At 50.2% G+C, this 19725-nt stretch carries 16 protein-coding genes and 1 riboswitch; of the genes, 8 read left to right on the top strand and 8 right to left on the bottom strand.

All coding sequences use genetic code 11. The annotated features are described in order from the left end of the window. Positions 1–40 precede the first annotated feature (40 nt). From NSU14_RS16100 to NSU14_RS16090, 3 genes are all read right to left on the bottom strand, one after another. The gene (locus NSU14_RS16100; protein ID WP_042136811.1) at positions 41–886 is read right to left on the bottom strand and encodes an ornithine carbamoyltransferase; all 846 of its coding nucleotides are present in this window, start codon (positions 884–886) and stop codon (positions 41–43) included. A gap of 111 nt (positions 887–997) precedes the next feature. Beyond that, positions 998–1663, bottom strand: coding sequence for a L,D-transpeptidase family protein (locus NSU14_RS16095; RefSeq protein ID WP_256703902.1), 666 nt, complete (start codon positions 1661–1663; stop codon positions 998–1000). A 319-nt stretch (positions 1664–1982) separates the two neighbouring features. Continuing rightward, the gene (locus NSU14_RS16090; protein WP_083705571.1) at positions 1983–3095 is read right to left on the bottom strand and encodes a serine hydrolase domain-containing protein; all 1113 of its coding nucleotides are present in this window, start codon (positions 3093–3095) and stop codon (positions 1983–1985) included. Positions 3096–3254: 159 nt separating this feature from the next. Between NSU14_RS16090 and NSU14_RS16085 the strand changes: the two genes are divergently transcribed. Further along, complete coding sequence (locus NSU14_RS16085; RefSeq protein WP_083705572.1) at positions 3255–4181, top strand: AraC family transcriptional regulator; 927 nt, start codon at positions 3255–3257, stop codon at positions 4179–4181. A gap of 362 nt (positions 4182–4543) precedes the next feature. Here NSU14_RS16085 and NSU14_RS16080 read toward each other — a convergent pair whose 3' ends face one another. The 3 genes from NSU14_RS16080 to NSU14_RS16070 are packed head-to-tail and all read right to left on the bottom strand — an operon-like array spanning position 4544 to position 8138. Continuing rightward, positions 4544–5683, bottom strand: a complete 1140-nt coding sequence (locus tag NSU14_RS16080; protein WP_042136815.1) for a toxic anion resistance protein — start codon at positions 5681–5683, stop codon at positions 4544–4546. A gap of 27 nt (positions 5684–5710) precedes the next feature. Further along, a complete protein-coding gene (locus tag NSU14_RS16075; protein WP_340948953.1) occupies positions 5711–7399 on the bottom strand; it encodes a vWA domain-containing protein in 1689 nt (562 codons plus the stop codon). Positions 7400–7415: 16 nt separating this feature from the next. Then, positions 7416–8138 (bottom strand): hypothetical protein, encoded by a 723-nt coding sequence (locus tag NSU14_RS16070; protein ID WP_340946185.1) that lies wholly within the window; start codon positions 8136–8138, stop codon positions 7416–7418. Between the two features lie 213 nt (positions 8139–8351). On the opposite strand from NSU14_RS16070, the gene NSU14_RS16065 reads away from it, so the two are divergent. The 7 genes from NSU14_RS16065 (at position 8352) to NSU14_RS16035 (ending at position 18325) form a co-directional block, all read left to right on the top strand. Continuing rightward, on the top strand, positions 8352–9836 hold the full coding sequence (locus NSU14_RS16065) for a stalk domain-containing protein (protein WP_076244800.1): 1485 nt from the start codon (positions 8352–8354) through the stop codon (positions 9834–9836). A gap of 141 nt (positions 9837–9977) precedes the next feature. Beyond that, positions 9978–10316, top strand: coding sequence for a BlaI/MecI/CopY family transcriptional regulator (locus NSU14_RS16060; protein ID WP_218639456.1), 339 nt, complete (start codon positions 9978–9980; stop codon positions 10314–10316). A 2-nt stretch (positions 10317–10318) separates the two neighbouring features. After that, entirely contained in the window at positions 10319–12430 is a 2112-nt protein-coding gene (locus NSU14_RS16055) for a M56 family metallopeptidase (RefSeq protein WP_340946180.1), read from the top strand. Positions 12431–12500: 70 nt separating this feature from the next. After that, positions 12501–12610, top strand: a riboswitch (purine riboswitch). Positions 12611–12696: 86 nt separating this feature from the next. Continuing rightward, positions 12697–13662 (top strand): EamA family transporter, encoded by a 966-nt coding sequence (locus NSU14_RS16050; RefSeq protein ID WP_076244989.1) that lies wholly within the window; start codon positions 12697–12699, stop codon positions 13660–13662. A gap of 331 nt (positions 13663–13993) precedes the next feature. Further along, positions 13994–14830: a BglG family transcription antiterminator LicT gene (gene licT / locus NSU14_RS16045; RefSeq protein ID WP_340946177.1), complete on the top strand. Its 837-nt coding sequence runs from the start codon at positions 13994–13996 to the stop codon at positions 14828–14830. Positions 14831–14932: 102 nt separating this feature from the next. Continuing rightward, entirely contained in the window at positions 14933–16831 is a 1899-nt protein-coding gene (locus NSU14_RS16040) for a beta-glucoside-specific PTS transporter subunit IIABC (protein WP_076244810.1), read from the top strand. A gap of 45 nt (positions 16832–16876) precedes the next feature. Then, entirely contained in the window at positions 16877–18325 is a 1449-nt protein-coding gene (locus NSU14_RS16035; RefSeq protein ID WP_445669823.1) for a 6-phospho-beta-glucosidase, read from the top strand. 276 nt (positions 18326–18601) lie between these two features. Here the strand turns inward: NSU14_RS16035 and NSU14_RS16030 are convergent, their stop codons facing one another. Both NSU14_RS16030 and NSU14_RS16025 read right to left on the bottom strand, forming a co-directional pair. Continuing rightward, positions 18602–19357, bottom strand: a complete 756-nt coding sequence (locus NSU14_RS16030) for a methyltransferase domain-containing protein (RefSeq protein ID WP_197074394.1) — start codon at positions 19355–19357, stop codon at positions 18602–18604. Then, positions 19335–19718: a cupin domain-containing protein gene (locus tag NSU14_RS16025; RefSeq protein WP_042136830.1), complete on the bottom strand. Its 384-nt coding sequence runs from the start codon at positions 19716–19718 to the stop codon at positions 19335–19337. Before NSU14_RS16025 ends, NSU14_RS16030 begins: the two co-directional genes overlap by 23 nt. Between the last annotated feature and the right edge of the window lie 7 nt (positions 19719–19725).

Here is a 19725-nt window from a genome sequence, read left to right as displayed (position 1 = left end):
CACACCTCAAATTGAAAGCTACCTGAAGACTGCTCTGCAGTTAGTGGGATAAACAATAGATAAGGATGGCCTGCTGCAGATAGATCAGGCTTTTCTTGAATCCGAACCCGGCAAAATAAGGCGAAGCAATCGCATCTTCACTTACTTCCTCATTGCGGAAGAATGGGGGGCAAGGATTTAAGATGGCATCCGGTTTGGCAGACTTCATCCGCTCAAGGGTAATTTGATAGGCGCCAAGATACTCCTGGGTCAGGCATGTCACTGGCAAAGAATCGGTAAGAATAACGTCGCTCTCCGGCAGAATGCTGTCCAGACTGGTGTGAAACGCATAATTAGGGTTCTCTGTCCCCATCTCTTTGCCTGCCGTGCATACATGATTGAAAGAGAGGTCAAGAGCCTTGGCGGCTTCCATCCAGCTTCTGGATATATTGCCTGCCGGACCTACGAAGGTGTAGGTCAGTTCCCGGTAGTTATCTCTGATGGAGCGCAGGGCGTACAGGTCAGCCAGAATCTCACAGGGGTGATTGTGCGCTGTCATGGCATTAATGACTGGAATCGAGGCGTGCGCCGACAGCTCTTCCAGCTTGGACAACTCGGGATATCTGGCGATAATCCCGTCACCCCAGTTCTCCAGATAGCGGATCATATCGCCGGGAGATTCTTTCTTGTCCAGGGCTTCCGGCGGAAATGTAATATAGGCTCCGCCGAGGTCCCTGATGCCTTTCTCGAAGCTGATCCGGGTCCGCAGACTGGTATCGGGGAAGAAGAGAATCATCGTTTTTCCTTCAAGTAAAGGCTCCGGGCTTCTGTAACGAAGCTGATCGGTTAATTCAAATATTTCAAGGATCTGCTCAGCGGTGAGCTGGCTTATATCCAGAAAATGCATCGTGGTATCCCTCCTTGGCACAGGTATATTCATTACAGTAACTGTATAAATATACATTAGTGCGGAAGGATATACAAACCAATATTTGTTAAAAAAGTTGCCGGATTTGTATCAGCCGGATATGCCAATAGCACTGGCCGGAGAAAGTTCAGGGTCAAGCAGCCTCATCAGCTGAAGGAGATTAGACTCCGACATGGCAATGCAGCCGGCAGTAGGCTTGCCAGCGGCTCTCCAGATATGCAGGAAGATAGCGCTGCCTTTGCCGGACATAACCGGATCATCGTTGTATTTCAGAATGATAGCGTATTTATATAGGGGCTGCTGGAGCCGCTCATAAGACCGCCAGCGCTGATCCGGATTGCCGGCATAATTCACCCATTGATTGTACTGGCTGGATAACGGATCATCGACCCAGTAATCCTGATTAGACGTTCTTGTATAGAAGATACGAAGTCCGCCGGGATTCATTGCTGATCCGAAACCTGAGCCGAGGCGGTAGATACCGGAGGGGGTCCGCCCGTCACCTTCCTTGATTTTGCCGATGCCCTTGCTGCCCAAGGTGACGGGTATTCCTGAGAGGACGGATTGCCATTGCCCGCCGATGTTCTGCTGAAGCGACAGCTGGCCGGTCTGGGAATGGATGGACTTCGCTTCGACAACAACCATCTGCTGGCTATGTATAACATCTGCCTTGTAGGGCCAGGAAGCGGCGAAGCCGGCTGCAGAGGACCGGGGAGACCAGGTGGCGCAGCTTAAGAACAGGAAGAAGAGAGACAATAATCAGATGGCTGGTTGTACGGAAATCCGCGGTTTCATATTATGGCAACGCATAGCTCAGCCCCCTTTGTCTTCTTATTTACCTCTGGAGGACTGAGGGGAATCGGCTGGATAATGGAATGTTTTATAGAATAATATGTAATCGAAGAGCAGTCTGTACAAATGACACATTACAATATTGACTATCAATAGAAAAAATGACATTAGATAACATTCTTGATTATTTGTCTCTTGGTTGGCTGTTCCATCCCGGTGCTCCATAAGTTAATAATCACATTTTCAAACGAATGAAAGTTGTAGGGCGATTCTTAGGATTTCCTCAATCTGTTCTCACGGCTTTGACCAAGCGCCCGATAAACTGAATGGGGAGGAGGGTATCCTGGGGATTCTTGGAGAAAGCCGAGTTTACGACAATTACTAGATCAAGGTCGGGTACGAGTGTCAAATATTGGCCGGCATAACCCATACCGAAAATGGCCTTATGTCCGCTGTACTGATTTATCCACCAATGTAAACCATAATTACCAAAATTAATATTTCCCTCCGAATGCGGAGTGGTCGTATCCTGGATCCATGCCTCCGATACAATGCGTTTACCATTCCATATGCCATGGTTAAGCACCAATTGGCCAATCTTCGCTAGATCCCTTGGCTTCATCTTCAGTCCGAAACCACCTGAATTCGAATCATCCGGTGAACTAGGCCACTCTACGCTATTAATGTCGAGAGGACCTAACAGATGCTCTTTGGCAAAATCGAGTTCGGATTTTCCAGTCGTTTTTCTGATAATCGCCGCCAGCAATTGGGAACCGCCCGTATTATAATTCCAAATAATACCTGGGGCGTCATCCATTGATTGGCTAAGTATAAATTGGTTCCAATCCTTGGTCTCTGTCATAGGTTTGAGCATATAGTTCCACTCAGTCCATTCCGGGAAATGCAAGCCACTTGTCATACTGAGCAGATGCTCCATGGTAATGGATTTCTTAGCTGATGAATCGAACGAATCTTTATATTCGGGAAAAAATGCCTCGATCGGCTCATTAATTCCTTTCAGATAGCCTTTATCGATAGCTATCCCGATTAAGAGCGAAGTCACGCTCTTAGTGATGGAGTTTACAGCCAGCATAGAATCCGGCATGCCATCCTTATAATACTCGGAGACGATTGTGCCGTCTCTAACAACCAGCATGGAAAGAACCGCCGATTTCTTGGCAAGTTGCATCACTGCCTCGATTTCCTTGGAATCCATCTCAACCTGCTCTGGAGTGCCGATCTGCCACTCCCCATTAGGCAAGCTAATCACCTTGGAGCTGTTGAGGGATGGCACGGAGGTTGAGGACTTTTCGGAAGAGCAAGCGGAAGTGGCAAGGATCAGACAAAATGCCCCAGCCACCATGGCCAGCTTAGCAAAGCTGAATAATTTGTTCATAGAGTAACACACCCCTTAAATTTATAATTCGAACTCCCTTATGGTAGTGTAATGGGCGTGTATCGTCTTCCAATTTCTTGCTAACGAATTAACAATTCTTGCTATAATAAAAAAAGACTGAATCTATGAATAGGAAAAAGGAAAGGAGGGAAACGGATTGTGGCAGCAAAAGCCTTGGAATTGGAATACCGGTACCGGATCAACCATGTCGTCAACTACATGGAAGAGCATCTTACGGAGCCATTAACCCTTGAAGAAGTATCGGACGTGAGTGCCTACTCACCCTATCACTTTCATCGGGTGTTTAAAACGGTGATGGATGAGAATGTGCACGGGTTTATCCAGCGGATCCGCATTGAGAAGGCAATTAAGCTGTTATTGTTTCATCCAGGTAGAAGTATAACTGATATCGCCTTGGATTGCGGTCTGCAAACTCAGGCCCACTTTTGCAGAGTATTCCGCAAGCATACCGGTCTGAGCGCTTCTGAATACCGGGACAGATTTCGTCTGCGGACGATCGCAGAACGGTTTAGGGCTAAAGTCACCTTAGAGAAGTCCACCGAACTGTCCGGCAAGCTGGCAGAGCTTCCGATCGAGATTCGGAGCCTTGCTCCGATGAATACGATTTATGCCCGATATAGGGGGACTATCAATGAAGGAAGGATTAATTCGGATATTACAGGGCTCTTTGAGCATGTAGCCTCATGGTTGGTCGCGAGAGAAGCCTTGAATAAAGACAGCTTAACTGTCGGACTCATCTTAGACGACCCTTACATCACGCCGGATGGCAGACACAGGTACGATGCTTGTATTACAACGGAGCACCGGATGACACCGACTGGCGATCTGGGTGTCCGGACGATTCCCGGAGGCAAGTACGCCCTTGTGCAGTTGAAAGACAGACCGGATACGGTGAGAGATCTGCTCCACTTAGTCTCCACCGAGTGGCTTCCTCTAAGCCCGTATGTATGGGACGTCACGAGACCAGCCCTGGAAATTTTCTTCCCCAACTCGCTTGACCATACGGCAGGACAGTGGGAAATGGAATTTGGCATCCCTGTTAAACTAAATGAAGCCGGCTTCTGAGGTATCACGTACTGACGGTATTCCGTTGTGGCGGTAACGCCTGCCTATACTCCAGCTGTTTCGGGCAGGAGGTGATTATAGTCTAGCGCTGAAGAGCGACGGTACCGTTTAGTTACTCAGATTCCTGGTATTTCGTGCGCGATTTCCAATTCTTGCGGTGAATGCAACAGTTTGCACTTTTGGGGTACAGACATGTCCAATCTTGGGGGGGAATGCTTACAGGATTACAATTATTATATAGTTCGCTAAACGTTATCTATCAAAACAGCGACAGCTAAGGACAGGAAATAGCGTCCTTGACTGTCGCTGTTTTGATTTCGGAGCTCAGTCCAATCCTTTATTTTAAGCTGACAACAGTAGTGCTATAACCCCAGCGTACTGCCTTTTTCCAGCCGCCGGATCTGCTGTTCGCCGCTATCCGCCAGTTCCCGGAACTGGTTGATCGTCTCCCGCATCTTGGGGAGGGCTTCCTGCTTATAGGTGCTGATAGAATCAAGCGCAGACAGGACATCTGTGAACGCCTGCTTCAAGGTGTCAGCGGAAATACTGGTTTCGAGCGATTGCTTGTGAATGGCCGCGCCCTGGTCTTTCAACATTTTGGAGGTGCCGCTGATCAGGTTGTTGGTGGTCTGGTTCAGCAGCTCGATCTTTTTGAGTACGATCCTCTGATTGTATAAGGCACTTGCGACCGTAACCGAAATTTTGAGCGCAGATACCGTGACGTTCCGTGCTCTGTCCACACCGCGGATCAGCTCTTTGTTGTTGCGTATTACGACTTCAATGGCCATGATCCCCTGCTGATTGACCACCAGCATCTGCTGCAGATCCATTACCCTCTGACGTAACGGGAATAGGACTTCTTCGGTGATGAACCGGATTTTATCCTCGTCTTCACTGCGCTGCTTAGCCGCCTCAATCTGCGTCTCGATCTCCTGATCCATCAGGATGCCGAGCTGAATTTCCTTTTTCAGCCGTTTAGTCAGCTCCCGCAGAGTCTGTTGCTCAATCTCTAAGGTGATATTGTCATTTTTCAGCACGCTTTTGCCTTTATCCAGAGACAGAATGATATCGGAGATGACACTATCCGCCTTCTGGTATTTGGCGAAGTAATTACGCAAGGGATGGAAGAACTTGCCCAGGAAGCCGCTTTTGGCGAAATCAACTGCACTCGGGTCCAGATCCTTCAGCTGGAGATGCAGCTCTGTTAATCCCTTGGCGACCTGGCCGCCTTCATCACCGGTCTTGGAGAGATTACCTACAGATACCTGCAGGAGCGAATTCTTCTCCGAAGAGGAGCGCATGGTGCCCATCCCGAAGCTGTCAATCGACTGCAGCACTGATTTGCGTTTCTCCAGTGAATCGAAATCCAGGGCAAGAATATTGGATACATTATTGACCGCCTGTTCCTTCAGCTGCGTAACTTCCTCCGGCTCCGTCTGCACCTGCTCTTCGACGGCCTCTTTCAGCTTCTCAGGGCTGGGAATTTCCATTGAGAATGACATGGGAACCCTCCTTCGGGATTATGGGACTTACATTTGCACATTGAGCAGATTGCCGATTTTGTAGACCACATCTTCAGTATCTGCATTGATATTAGCCGCCTCGTTGATGCTTGAAATGCTCTCCAGCGCCTTGATGTTGGCGTTATATCCAATTGTATATACGGGGATTTTGTAGCTCTCAATCAATCCTCTGATCTCATCCAATGAATGTCCTTCGTTCGTCTCCCCGTCGCTAAGCACGAAGATCAGCGGTTTCATCTCCGGATGCAGCGCGAGCTCCTCCTTCAGCATCTTCATGGCCACGACCATTCCGTCAAAAGTAGCCGTCCCGCCGGCAGCCTGCAGGCTATTGATCGCCCCAACGAACATGGACTGATGATTGGTGTCGTATTTGCCGATCGGCAGATTAATCGTTACATCACTGGAGTAGGAGACAAACCCGATGCTGTTGTCCTTGCCCAGAAACTTCTGGCCCTTCAGCAGCGATTCCTTGAGCCGGTTCAGCGGTTCCCCGGCCATGCTGCCCGATACATCAGCAACAAATACTGCGGCAATCTGTTTGCTGCCGTCTTTTTTCTCCTTCCATAGCTTCTGGGCTGAGGAGAGGAGGGAGCCGTCCACCGGAGCCAGCTCGGACTTGTAATCATTCAGACCGTTAAAGCCTCTGTCTGAGGCTGCTGTCTGGTATTTGTCCTGCACGGCAAATTCGGCGAACTTGCGGATGATCTCCAGCTTCTCTTTTGGCAAATCACCCAGTGCATAGAGTGGACTGTCATGCCGTACCCCGAAGGGGGTAAACACATAACCGCTTGTCAGATCTGCCGCATTGACATACGTCTGATATTCCAGCACAAAAGCATCCAGCATGCCCGACTTCGCTGCGTCCCGCATCTGCAGGGTAGTGGAGGCAATGAAAGGCACATTCGCCTGGAACTTCTCAAAGCCTTGAACCGCCTTGTCCCCAAGCAGATCCGTACTGTCGAACGTGCCCAGTGCAGTCACGAGGAAATTCAATCCCGTGGAGCTGGCAAAAGGATCAGTGTAGCCCATCGCGAGCTCATTCGCTGCAATGGCATCGGTGATCGTCTTCACATTAATCGAGCCGTATTTGCCGACCAGCTGATCATATTTCTGCCTGCTCATGACCACCCCGGCCACATTGCCGGCCAGCCGCTCAGATACAAGTTCCGCTGAGATGCCGCTTGCCTTGACCATTTCACCCCATAGCTCATTGGACGGAGTGTAGGCGTCTGGCACATATTTGCCGGACCGGATATAATCTGCGGCTGTGCCTGATGCAATATTACGAATGCTGACCGAGACGGGCTTGCCGTCCACGAGGATACCCGCAGCGTTGAAGTCATTGGCCACTTCATTCAGCCAGCCGTCGTTGCCGGTGCCGGATTTCTCGGTCGAGGAGAAAATTTCGGCATAGCTGTCCGTTGTGCTGTTCACAGAAAGCGGGAATTTGGAGATATCGGGCAATGAATCGCCGACTGCTGCCGGATCAAGATCAATTTGCCCTTTTACAGGTGCGGTACTGCTCACGTTAATATCTTTATAGATCCTGTTCAGCCTTTTATCCGCATCTTCTGCAGAGATCTCTGTCTTGGATTTGCCCAAGTTCGCGGTCAGGCTGATTCCGAAGTAGACAAGCGCAAAGACGGACACGGCGATGAGGCCAAGTACGATGAATGTTTTGCCTTTCCCGGCCATAATCATCTTCCTTTCGTTACTGATAGAGTTTCGTCTGCCCGATCAGGGCGGTCAGCTCCTGCATGCAGGGCATTTCCAGAGCGGCGTCATAATCAGCACTTCCGAGCCGGGAGATCTCCAGCAGCAGCTGGTCCAGCTTCAGCAGAATCTCTTCGTTTGCTGCCAGACAGCCTTTGACATGGGTGAAATATTCGTTGAACAAGGCGTTTTTCTTCTGGATGAATGTACTTGTGAATCTGCCGGAGTTAATTGTACCCGTAAATTGCGAGAATTCGGCGGCATCGAATACGCTTAGTTTGTTCAGAATACTGCGGATATTCAGATACAGGAGCTTCTCCACTTCTTGAATCACTGTATGGAACTTCCGGAAACTGAGCTCCTCCCGCCCGAAACGCCCGGCAAGAACATTCAGCAGCGTCAGCTTTTTTTTATCCATCCGCTCCAGCTGATCCAGGGCCAGGGCGACATCCTCTTTCAGTACCCTCACATTACGGTAGCGGTAAAGTTCAGCTATATAGTCTTCCCGTGAATCGAGAGGAGGGACAGCGGGAACAATTGCCCGTTTGAAGAGCAGGGTATAACTCCCGTAAAGCACAATCAGCAGGCTGACAACGAGCAGGGTTACCCCTGTTGCAGTTTCAAGAGCACTGGACCCGCCGATAGCTATTCCCAGCAGTCCTGGCGATAAGATAGCAATGTTCAGAATGACGACTCCGGCAATTACGCCCAGCAGCTTCACAGGTCCGGAACTATTCAGGATTAACACCCCCTCCAAGAGTATATTTAGCTACTGCGCCTTTTGATTCGTAAATGGAGAGAAATACTGTGCATGTAACGTTTAGCATGTTGGGATTTTACATTTCCCCGCTGTGCTGTACTAATAATTGGAAGTATACTAGTCTAGTGGATAGGATAATTATGGGGAAAAGAAGAGTGCAAGGGGGAAAAGACTTTGCTTTTACGTAAAACAGTAATTCAGCTCATAGTATGTATACTGGTGGTGTCCGTATTCCTGCCTTCCGGCAAGGAAGCAGCTGCGGCGCCTGCGTTAAAAGTGGTAAGTGCATCCGGCGGTTCTGCGCATGGAATTGCGGCCTGGAGCGACGGGACAGTGACCGGCTGGGGATACAACAAACAAGGCCAGGTCGGCGACGGTACCAGCATTAATCAGTACGTTCCCAGAAGAGTGGAGGGTCTAAGCGGTATCGTGCAGGTGGCGGCAGGCGGGAATACATCCTTCGCGCTCAGCGGGGGCGGTGAGGTATGGGGCTGGGGTCAAGCCTACAGCAGCTTCATTCCGAATGACCCCATTCTGCCCGATCAAAGAAGGGAAGGTCCGGTTAAGCTCGAAGGTCTTCAGGACGTTTCATTCCTGACTACGGACGGCTCCAAGGGAATTGCTGTGAAAAAAGACGGGACCGCAATGCTATGGTATCCGTCCTATGATCAGGCTGACAGCAGGCTGGTTCAGATCCGGTATCAAGCGCTTGAAGGCGTTTCAGGAATTAAATCCGCTGTGATTAATGGTAACGATGCGTTGTTTCTTACCGGGGCTGGCAGTGTGAAGCAGATAAGCATCTATAACAGTGTCCTGAAACGGATGCGCCTTGGGAGTGATCCGGTCAGTGTAGGTACGCTGGCTTCATCTTCTATAACAAGTATGGCAGCATCGCAAGGTGAGGTGTTCCTGCTCCGAAGCGACGGCCAGATCCTGCGCTGGAACAAGGGGCTTCAAGCGACGTTACCCGTTGCCAATCTTAACGGCGTCTATCAGCTGCAGGCGGGATTCTACCGGCTCTATGTACTGAAGAAGAATGGGACAGTCTGGCAATGGAATTACAACTCAGGAGCGCAGGTTAAACCGTTTCAGGTAAAAGACGGAGACGGCATCACTAATATATGGGGAAGCAGCGGGAACTTCGGATTTGCCCAGAGCAAAGAGGGTGCTTTTCTCGGTTGGGGGGACGGTTTTGACTCGGGACTTGCGACTGGCAGCGGTACGACAACCAGGGATGAAGAGGGTTATGTCCTTGCACCGGTCCAGCATCCGCTAACTTTCGCCGTGAACGGGAAGCCGTTATATTTCTATGGAACCGCAGCAGTGATTGACGGCAAACTGTATGTTCCGTTGACCAGTGTATTCAAGGCGCTTGGTGTACAGGTCAGCAGGGGGATATCCAATCCGGATCCGAAGCTCGGCAATTATCATTTCACTGTCTGGTCCATTGTTTACGGGAATTCGACGATTCAGGTTAAGGTCAGCGATCCGCTCGAATTGTATATCAATGGCAAGAAATCAGGCCGTGAGTTTAAAATAGGCAGCTTGCCCGATAGCACAATATTCCCGCTGGAGGATATCTGCGGGATTCTGGGTATAGGCCTGCAATGGAATAAAGTCACAGGTGAAGTGAAGCTGGGGACTGCAGCAGCCCAATAAGATGAGTGCTGCTGGCACGTTGAACGGGCTGGGTTTCAGTTCTGGACATTCCGGTCTACAAGTTGTAAACTGAACTCAGTTGAGTCTACAACTTGTAGACCGAAAGGGCGTAATAACTTGAGCAGAAATGCATTAACCGAAATGGAGTCCAAATTTGCAGAACTGATCTGGAGCCATGAGCCGGTTCCTTCAGGCGAACTCGTGAAGCTGTGCGAGGCTGAACTGAACTGGAAGAAATCAACAACGTATACGATGTTGAAGCGTTTGGAGAGCAAAGGCATATGTGAGAACCGGAATGGCATAGTTACGGCAATTCTGAATAAAGAGGATTTCTACGCAGAACAGAGCAAGCAGTTCGTGGAGGAGACCTTCGAGGGTTCCTTGCCCAGGTTTCTGGCGGCGTTCACCAGGAGCCGGAAGCTTAGTGACAGCGAAGTAGATGCCTTTGTGAAGCTAATCAAGGAGCATAAGGAGGAATAGCCGTGGATCAGCTGTTGGAACACCTGATGAAGATGACTATTACAGGCAGCTACTGTATTGTAATTGTAATCCTTATGCGGCTGCTGCTCCGCAGGGTTCCCAAGATCTATTCCTATGCATTATGGTCCATAGTCTTGTTTCGGCTGATCTGCCCGTTCTCTTTCGAGAGTGCCATCAGTCTAATACCGGCGGAGGCGCAACAGATTTCAGTGAAATTGACGGCTTCACAAGCTGCTGCAGGGGCAGTCCTGCCGGATTCCCGGTCCGCTCAAGTCCTGCAGATACCGGAGGAGAGCCAAGGTGCTGCAAGCCTGCAGCCAGTGAATGCTGTATCACAGTCAGTGACTGCTACAGCTCAATCTGCAGACAGCCCGGCTTCCGGTAATCCGTGGGCCCAGACTGCGCTGTATATTTGGCTTACCGGGATTGGCATTATGCTTGTACACAGCCTGACTGCCACAATCCGCCTGAGACGCAGGCTGGAGAACGCTCGGCTCATATCCGGGAACATCTATGAAACCAGGCGGATCTCAACCCCGTTTGTCTCAGGTATGCTGAGACCGCGGATTTATCTTCCCCCGGGTCTGCAGGATCAGGAGCGGGCTTATATCATCAAGCATGAGCAGGTGCATATCCGCAGATTTGACCATATCATCAAGCCTCTAGCCTATGCAGTACTCTGTATCCACTGGTTCAATCCGCTGGTCTGGCTCGCATTCTTCCTGATGAGCGAGGATATGGAGAAATCCTGCGATGAGAGTGTAATCCGGCAGCTGGGCAGCGGAATCAAGCAGGATTATTCGCTTTCGCTGTTAGCTTTGTCAACCGGGAGACGTTTTACCTACGGCTCGCCGCTTGCTTTTGGAGAGAGTGGTACGAAAGGACGGATCCGCAATATTTTACATTACCGCAAACCCGCATTCTGGGTAGTCCTGCTCTGTATTGCCGGAACCGCCGGCATTAGCGTGGGACTGCTTGGCAACCCCAGACAGCAGGCAGAATTCACTGAAAGGGATTACGCAGAACAATACATTAAGGCGAATATTGCCTCCTATCAAAGAGCGGTGCCGGATCTAACTTTTGAGAATAGCACCATCACTACATTTGAGCGCATCGGTGAATTCGATCACCTGCTGGATACGCCTGTGCAGCTTTGGGCTTTGGAATACAGGCTGAAGCCGGATGATGCAGACAAATTAATGCAGCTGGGAAATATAAATATAGAAGACGGAATGCTTACCGAAGACGGGAGTATGGGCAAGCCGATACTTGTATTCTCCTATCAGGATTCTATACCGGAGTATCTGGGGGAGATCAGGAGCGGGGAGAACGACATGTCCCGGCCGGCCGGTCAGGAAACAGCTCTCCGCAAGTTCTTCGAAGGGAAAGGCATACTTCCGCATGAAACATTCAGCGGCAATCATATCCTGGTCAAATTTATTTTGACCGCTGGTGAGACCAGCCAGCTGTTATTATCCCAGCCTGTGAAGCAGGGAGAGCAAGGTATCTGGACCGTCGAACGCTGGATGGATACGCGCGGCAATGAGTATTACGAAACACCGGAGACGGAAGAGACTCTGGCTGCATACTATGCCGGCCTGCAGGCGGGAGCTGATGCGGGGACGGAACAGGCATGGCTTGACCCGCTTCAGGTGGCGGTTCAATATATCAGAACTGAACTGGGCCAGCCGGTATCCAGAGACAATCTTGTAGTAGATTATGAGGCAACTGCCGCAGATTTTGCAATTGCACCTGTGAGCAGCTTCCTTGGTTACGTTACAGGTCTTGCCATGGACAGCGACACATTGAATTTGGATCAGGCGGAGTGGCTGACGCTTGAAGATTCTGAACGTTTTGCCGCCCTGGGTATCACGGAGGAGGATCTGCCGGGAGGATTCTATATCCTCAACAAATATAAGATTAACGATCTCTACACTGTCACGGCGGAAACGGAGTATAAGCTGATAGACCGTGTGAATCCCGGATCGCTCCAAAGCGTCAGCAAAGCGGAGTTTATTGCGTATTATGAGCAGTTTACCGGCTTCGCCCCTCCATGTATGATTACGGTAAGCAATAACACGGTTAATACCGTCACAGAGGTTTATGTTCCGTAACACCACAAATTTTAAGAATTAAGGGTTGACGCCAGCTCACTTGACGTGTAACATATGAACAGTCGTCAACCCGATAATTACATATTGTTCTCGTATAACCTCGCAGCCATCAGGTACATCAGGGCGAGGGTTTCTACAGGAAGCCTACTCTTCCTAACTACGATGATAAGGACTTTGTTACACAGGTCCCTATCCCGGAGTTAGGATTATTTGCGTGTTGCGGCCGACACAACAGAGATTCAGGAGGCATAATTGAAATGAAAGATATGAAATACTTAATCTCCGTGCTCATAGGTGCTATGAGCTACGGCATTTTATCCACAATCGTCGTATTAGCATACGGAGAAGGCTATAAGCTGGGCGAAGTTGTTGGTACCCAGCTGCTGACCGGCTGCATTCTCGCCTGGCTGCTGGCCTTATATACCAAGGTTAGAGAGAACCGCAAACAGCGCAGCCGTACCAATACTGCGGCCACGGCTGCTGTCAGCAAGGCTCCGGCCATGAAGCTGGCCTGGAAACACAGATTGCTGCTAATGCTCGCCGGCGCGCCAACAGTGGTTACCGGTCTGCTGTACTACCAGTCCCTCCGGTATATTCCGGCGTCGCTCGCCATTATTCTCCTGTTCCAGTTCACCTGGATCAGCGTGCTGATCCAGGCTGTAAGCAAACGTCAGCGCCCCGATAAGATCACTGTGCTAACCTTGATCCTGCTGTTCGGGGGAACGCTGCTGGCAGCCGGAATTCTGAATCAGGGAGCTGCCGAGTTTAACGCACTCGGGCTTATGCTCGGGCTGTTATCTGCAGTAAGCTATTCCATGTTCATTATCTTCAGCGGCAAAGCCGTTCCGGCTGCGCATCCGGCTTACCGTAGCGCCTGGATGGTTACCGGCGGCCTGCTGCTGCTGTTCATCCTGTTCCCGCCATACTTCCTGTTTAACGGTTTGCTGTGGAGTCAGCTGCTGCTGTTCGGCTTCCTGCTTGGATTGTTCGGCGCCTTTATCCCGCCAGTCCTGTTCGCCATCGGTGTTCCGCATATTGGCGGAGGCATGGCTGGTATTCTGGGTGCTGCTGAACTGCCGGTTGCCGTGCTGCTGTCCTCGTTCGTACTGCATGAGCATGTGAGCGGCCTGCAGTGGACCGGAGTGGTTCTGGTGCTGATCGGAGTCGTACTGCCGGAGCTGTATAAGCTGCGCTGGAGAAATTCCCGGTCTGTCACTTCATCATCCGTTTAAGTTCTTATTCAACCGTAACATGAAGCAGAGGATTAATTTCCGTATTACCCGGAAATCAATCCTCTGCTTATTTACATACGAAGAATGTTCCAATCATCCGGGCGGAACAATCGTTCATTGAAAGCGCAAACATTTTTGTTGCCAAAAGTGAAATAGAGTGCTATTCTGAATTTGGGATTGTTACTGAAAAGGCAAAACCCAAAACATGGTCACGTGTTTTGGGTTTTGCCTTTCTTTATGTTAAGGCCTGCGGGACGCCGCGGGAATCCTTGATTAATCCGTCTACATCCTGTATTGATGAATGAAATTCGGGATAAAGGAGGGCAGAGGGTTGATTATCGAAAAAATTTTCAATAATAATGCCATTATTGCCAAGGATTCAGGCAAAGATGAGCTGGTGGTCATGGGACGCGGCATCGGATTCAAGAAGAACGCCGGCGATCCGGTGGATATATCCCTGATTGAGAAGACGTTTGTACTGAAGCAGAATGATGCTTCGGAGAAATTCAAAGCATTAATGGCAGATGCGCCCGCCGAATATGTAGCTTTAAGCTACGATATTATCGAATATGCCAAGCATTCCCTGAAGGTGCGCCTAAGCGATTATATCTATGTTACATTAACGGATCATTTGACCCATGCACTTAGGCTCTGGGACCAGGGGATCCGCAATACCAATCCGCTCATCTGGGAGATACAGCGCTGTTATCCCAAGGAATATGGTATCGCACTTCAAGCCTTGCGGATCATTGAGGGTTATACCCGCATCCGCCTGCCGGAGGATGAAGCCGGCAATATTGCCCTGCATCTGATCAATGCGCAAATAAACAGCTCCGGTCATAGAATTGCTGATGTCACCAGACAGACGCAACAGATCGATGACATTCTCAATATTGTTAAGTATTCCTATAACAACGAGATTGATGAGAGTTCGGTCAGCTATGAACGGTTCATTACGCATCTGCGGTATTTTTTTCAGCGGTCACGCAAGAAGGAAGCGGTGGAGTCGGTTGATGATTTTCTGCTTAAGCAGGTACGGACCAAATACAAAAAGGCGCATAGCTGTGTACTCAAAATTGAGCAGTACCTGGACACCCGGCTTCTGGATGAGGAAAGACTGTACTTGACGATTCACATTCAGCGGGTAACACAAAGACAAACTGAATAAAACCTTTGGATTGTTACTGGTCATGCAGGCGAAACCAAATCGGCAGAATATTGCCGTGTGGTTTCGTTTTTTGTTTTTTAATCGGGAATGGGAGGGTTTAGGATGAAATATGATGCACTCGCGAATGAAATTATCAGGAATGTCGGCGGCAAAGAAAATGTTAACGGATTAACCCACTGTGTGACCCGTCTGCGCTTCAAACTTAAGAACGACACACTGGCGAACACAGATGTGCTGAAAAATATGGATGGAATCGTTACAGTCATCCAGAGCGGCGGCCAATATCAGGTTGTCATCGGCAATCATGTATCTGAGGTCTATGCCCAGGTTATGGCTGCTGGCGGATTCCAGGAAGACGGGTCAGAGGCAGCCACGGCCGGTAAAACAAGCCTGTTCAACAGGTTTATCGATATGATCTCCGGGGTATTCTCTCCGACGCTTGGTGTGCTGTGCGCAACAGGAATGATTAAGGGGTTCACTGCCCTGTTTGTGACGCTGGGACTGATTACGAATACTTCGGGTACCTACCAGATTCTTAATGCGCTTGGGGACTGCCTGTTCTATTTCTTCCCGATTTTCCTCGGGTATACGTCGGCGAAGAAGTTTGGCGCCAACATCTTTATCGGAATGGCTATTGGTGCTACATTGGTGTATCCGACATTTAGCAGCACCATGGCAACCGGCGAGCCGCTCTATACGCTGTTTAGCGGAACGCTGTTTGAATCCCCGGTGTACATTACGTTCCTGGGAATCCCGGTAATCCTGATGTCGTATACCTCCAGCGTTATTCCGATCATCATCTCAACCTTTGTAGGCTCTAAGCTGGAAAGCTTCTTCAAGAAAGTGATTCCGAGTGTGGTGCGCACCTTCCTGGTTCCGTTCTTCACCCTGCTCGTCACCGTTCCGCTGGCACTGATTGCGATTGGTCCAATCTCCACGTGGGCAGGACAACTGCTGGGAGAGGGAACCTTGTTCCTCTACAATCTCAGTCCGGTTATTGAAGGCTTGCTGGTTGGCGCGTTCTGGCAGGTATTCGTCATCTTCGGCCTGCACTGGGGTCTGGTTCCGATTGCGCTCAACAACATGGCTGTGCTGAAATCCGATCCGATTCTGGCAGCTTCCTTCGGGGCTTCCTTTGCCCAGACCGGTGCCGTGCTGGCCATTCTGCTGCGGACTAAGAACGTCAAGCTCAAGTCATTGTCTATTCCGGCAATCATCTCAGGCATCTTCGGTGTCACTGAACCTGCTATATACGGGATTACGCTGCCGCGCAAGAAGCCGTTTGTCTTAAGCTGTGTCGCTGCGGCAGTCGGGGGCGGTATTGTCGGTCTGATGGGCACCAAGGGCTATATTCTCGGCGGTCTGGGCATCTTCGGCATCCCAAGCTATATCAGTCCGGACGGTATGGATAAAGGCTTCTACGGGGCAATTGCGGCGATTGTAATCAGCTTCATTCTAGGTTTTATTCTGGTATTCTTCTCCGGATTTAAGGATGAAGAGGCTGCAGAGAGCAAGAGCACAGGCACCCCGCGCAATACGCTGGTGAAGCAGGAGACTGTGGGAAGTCCGCTGAAGGGCCAGGTCCGAGCGCTGTCCGAGCTGACAGACGAAGCTTTCTCTACAGGAGCCATGGGTAAGGGCATCGCGATTGAGCCGCTGGAAGGCAAAGTATACTCACCGGTAGACGGGGTACTGACCACATTGTTTGCATCCGGGCATGCCATAGGGATCACCAGTGATAACGGGGTCGATATTCTGATTCATGTGGGCAAGGATACCGTCAAATTAAAGGGCAAATACTTCACCCCAAAGGCCAAGCAAGGAGATCTGGTCAAAAAAGGCCAGCTGCTGATGGAGTTTGATGTAGCGGCGATCAGAGAGGCCGGCTATACCCTGACCACGCCGGTCATTATTTCGAATTCCGCCGAGTATCTCGATGTGATTGAGACGGACCTGAAGAGCATTGATTACAGGGAGAATCTGCTGACTGTCATGATCTGATCTGTTCAATGAAACCCCAAACGAGGAGGAACTATAATGAGCACAATGTACAAAAGTTTTCCGGAGGATTTCCTGTGGGGCGGCGCAACCGCTGCCAATCAGCTGGAGGGCGGATTCGATGCTGGAGGCAAGGGATTAAGCACTGCCGATGTGATTACCGCCGGAACGCATACAGTATCCAGAAGAATCACCCCGGTATTGGAAGCCGGTTCTAATTATCCGAGCCATGAGGCAGTGGATTTCTATCACCGCTACAAGGAGGATATCGCTTTGTTTGCCGAAATGGGCTTCAAAGTATTCCGCTTGTCCATCGCCTGGTCACGGATTTTCCCGAATGGGGATGATGCGCAGCCGAATGAGGAGGGTCTTCAATTCTACGATCAGGTCTTTACCGAACTCAAAAAGCATCAGATCGAACCGCTGGTAACGATCTCCCATTATGAAGCCCCTTTCCACCTGGCTGAAGCCTATAACGGGTGGGCCGACCGCAGAACGATTGACTTCTATGTCCGTTATTGTGAAGTGATCTTCAACAGATACAGGGACAGTGTGAAATACTGGCTGACCTTCAACGAAATCAATATTCTGACGATGCCGTTCGGAACATTCATGGCAGGAGCGATCATGCCGCAGGGCAATGCAGAGCTCGGCACTTCGGCAATCGGCGACAATGAGCAACTGCGTTATCAGGCGCTGCATCACCAGTTCCTCGCGAGCGCCAAAGCCGTGAAGCTGGGGCATGAGATCAATGAGAAGTTCCAGATCGGCTGCATGATTGCCTACATGTGTTCTTACCCGCTGACCTGTAATCCGGAAGACGTTCTGCTGGCGCAGCAAAAGGATAATCTGAGCAATTTCCTCTGCTCGGATGTACAGGTCAGAGGTGCATATCCGGGCTTCGCCACAAGATATTTCAAGGAGAAGAATATTAAGCTTCAGCAGGAGGAGGATGACGAGCAGACGCTGCGGGAAGGCTGTGTAGATTTCTACACCTTCAGCTACTATTCATCCACCTGCGTGAGCGCAGCGCCGGATCAGGAGGCTATCGGCGGCAATCTGTCGATGGGGCTGAAGAATCCATATCTGCAGGCGAGCGCATGGGAATGGCAGATTGACCCTCAAGGGCTCAGATGGTCCCTGAACCATATTTACAACCGGTATGGTATTCCTATGATGGTAGTGGAGAATGGACTTGGCGCTGTAGATACCGTTGAAGCGGACGGTTCAATCCAAGACGGTTACCGGATCGATTATTTGCGGGAACATGTCAAGACCATGGGTGAAGCGCTGGAGGACGGGGTAGAATTGATCGGCTACACTCCGTGGGGCTGCATTGATCTGGTCAGTGCAGGAACAGGCGAAATGAAGAAGCGCTACGGATTCATCTACGTCGACAAGGACAATGAAGGGAACGGCACACTGGCCAGATCCCGCAAAGACAGCTTTTACTGGTACAAGAATGTAATCGCCAGCAGCGGAACACAGCTGGATTAATCAGGCTATCAGCAATGAGTTCATAAGCATAGCAGCCAAACAAGTGCTTCTGCACTGCTTGGCTGCTATTTGATTTTGTAACGAGCATGCTTGCACAAGATGAAGATTCGGACTCGGCCCATTCTTGATGAAAACGATCATTATCGCCCTGATCGGGCTGCCTTCAGCTATTCCGGTGATTCAGTTCGGACTCCCAAGCAGCCAGTTCATGGCTTTTGGGACAGCTCCTTTTTGTTGTGTATGAGCTCTTTAGTCCAGGCGGCACGGGATTTTTCATCAGTCCTTGCTGCTGCACACGGCGATATAATTCAGGTCCTTGCCGGTTGTATTGAAGAAGGTATACATCTTCTTGAACTGGGCGCGGTTTTCTTTTTTGAGTGCATTCTTGAAAATACGCAGTGTACCGGGGACGCCTTCATCACGAATCATGCCTTTAACACTCATCAGCGACATGGTGCCTGTAGAATGTTCGATCTTCTTGAATCCGGTGGAGTTGAACAGTCCTTCCCACTCTGCCACAGGCAGCGGCTCTACATTAATATGAATTGTCCGGCGCAGCTCCGCCAGCTCCCCGGCCATGTTATTCTTCGCAAAAGTGATGTCATGCGTAAGCAGAACCCCGCCCGGCTTCAGCACACGGAAATATTCAGCTACAGCCTTCTGCTTCGCCGCCTGATTCAGCATGGTCAGCATCGCTTCGTTAATGACGACGTCGAAGCTGTTATCCTCAAAAGGCAGCTTCATCGCATTGGCCTGTCTGACCTGAATGTACCCCTCCAGATTGGCATCTCTAATATTCTTCTCAGCCTTCTCAAGTGCCCTGGGGTCCATATCAATCCCGGTAATCTGGCACTTATACTCCCGCGCAAGCTGGATAGAGGTGGTACACATGTTGCAGGCCACTTCCAGCACACGGCTGTCTTTAGTCAGCTTCGCATGCCGGATCAACCAGTTCGTAGCAGCGACACCGCCGGGACGCAGCCGCTTTTTACCCAGTTTGGCCAGGAAATTATGCCCTACTTCCTTTTTCAACATGTCTCAGCTCCTTCTTCTCCGGTTTGACCACAATCAGCAGCATTTGGAAGGCTTCGGTAGCATACAGCGCATGGGGAATATTAGCCGGCAAAATGATCGTTTCTCCTGCCAGCACCGTGTAGGGTTTATCCGCAATGGTGATCTGAGCCTCGCCCGACAGAATATTCACCATGGCATCGCCCGGGGAGGAGTGGCCGCCAATCGATGAGCCTTTATCCAGGGAGATCAGTGTCATGGCGAGACTGGAGCGCTGTACCAGGGTCAGGCTCGATACCTGCTGCTCCTCCACCGTAATGATCTTCCGTAAATCCATAACTTCAGCTTGCGGCAATCTTTTAATATAGTGTTCTTGCTCCATATGATCT

Source organism: Paenibacillus sp. FSL R10-2771 (assembly GCF_038000205.1).
GTDB lineage: Bacteria > Bacillota > Bacilli > Paenibacillales > Paenibacillaceae > Paenibacillus_AQ > Paenibacillus_AQ phytohabitans.
The sequence above is the reverse complement of the archived record's forward strand: the minus strand, read 5'-3'. Positions and strand labels throughout refer to the sequence as shown.

Excerpts from the sequence above, each read along its gene's own strand:
- NSU14_RS16040 (WP_076244810.1), top strand. The coding sequence starts at position 14,933 with ATGAAATATGATGCACTCGCGAATGAAATTATCAGGAATGTCGGCGGC.
- NSU14_RS16060 (WP_218639456.1), top strand. The coding sequence starts at position 9,978 with ATGGAGTCCAAATTTGCAGAACTGATCTGGAGCCATGAGCCGGTTCCT.
- NSU14_RS16035 (WP_445669823.1), top strand. The coding sequence starts at position 16,877 with ATGTACAAAAGTTTTCCGGAGGATTTCCTGTGGGGCGGCGCAACCGCT.
- NSU14_RS16050 (WP_076244989.1), top strand. The coding sequence starts at position 12,697 with ATGAAATACTTAATCTCCGTGCTCATAGGTGCTATGAGCTACGGCATT.
- NSU14_RS16100 (WP_042136811.1), bottom strand. The coding sequence starts at position 886 with ATGCATTTTCTGGATATAAGCCAGCTCACCGCTGAGCAGATCCTTGAA.
- NSU14_RS16080 (WP_042136815.1), bottom strand. The coding sequence starts at position 5,683 with ATGTCATTCTCAATGGAAATTCCCAGCCCTGAGAAGCTGAAAGAGGCC.
- NSU14_RS16090 (WP_083705571.1), bottom strand. The coding sequence starts at position 3,095 with ATGAACAAATTATTCAGCTTTGCTAAGCTGGCCATGGTGGCTGGGGCA.
- NSU14_RS16025 (WP_042136830.1), bottom strand. The coding sequence starts at position 19,718 with ATGGAGCAAGAACACTATATTAAAAGATTGCCGCAAGCTGAAGTTATG.
- NSU14_RS16075 (WP_340948953.1), bottom strand. The coding sequence starts at position 7,399 with ATGGCCGGGAAAGGCAAAACATTCATCGTACTTGGCCTCATCGCCGTG.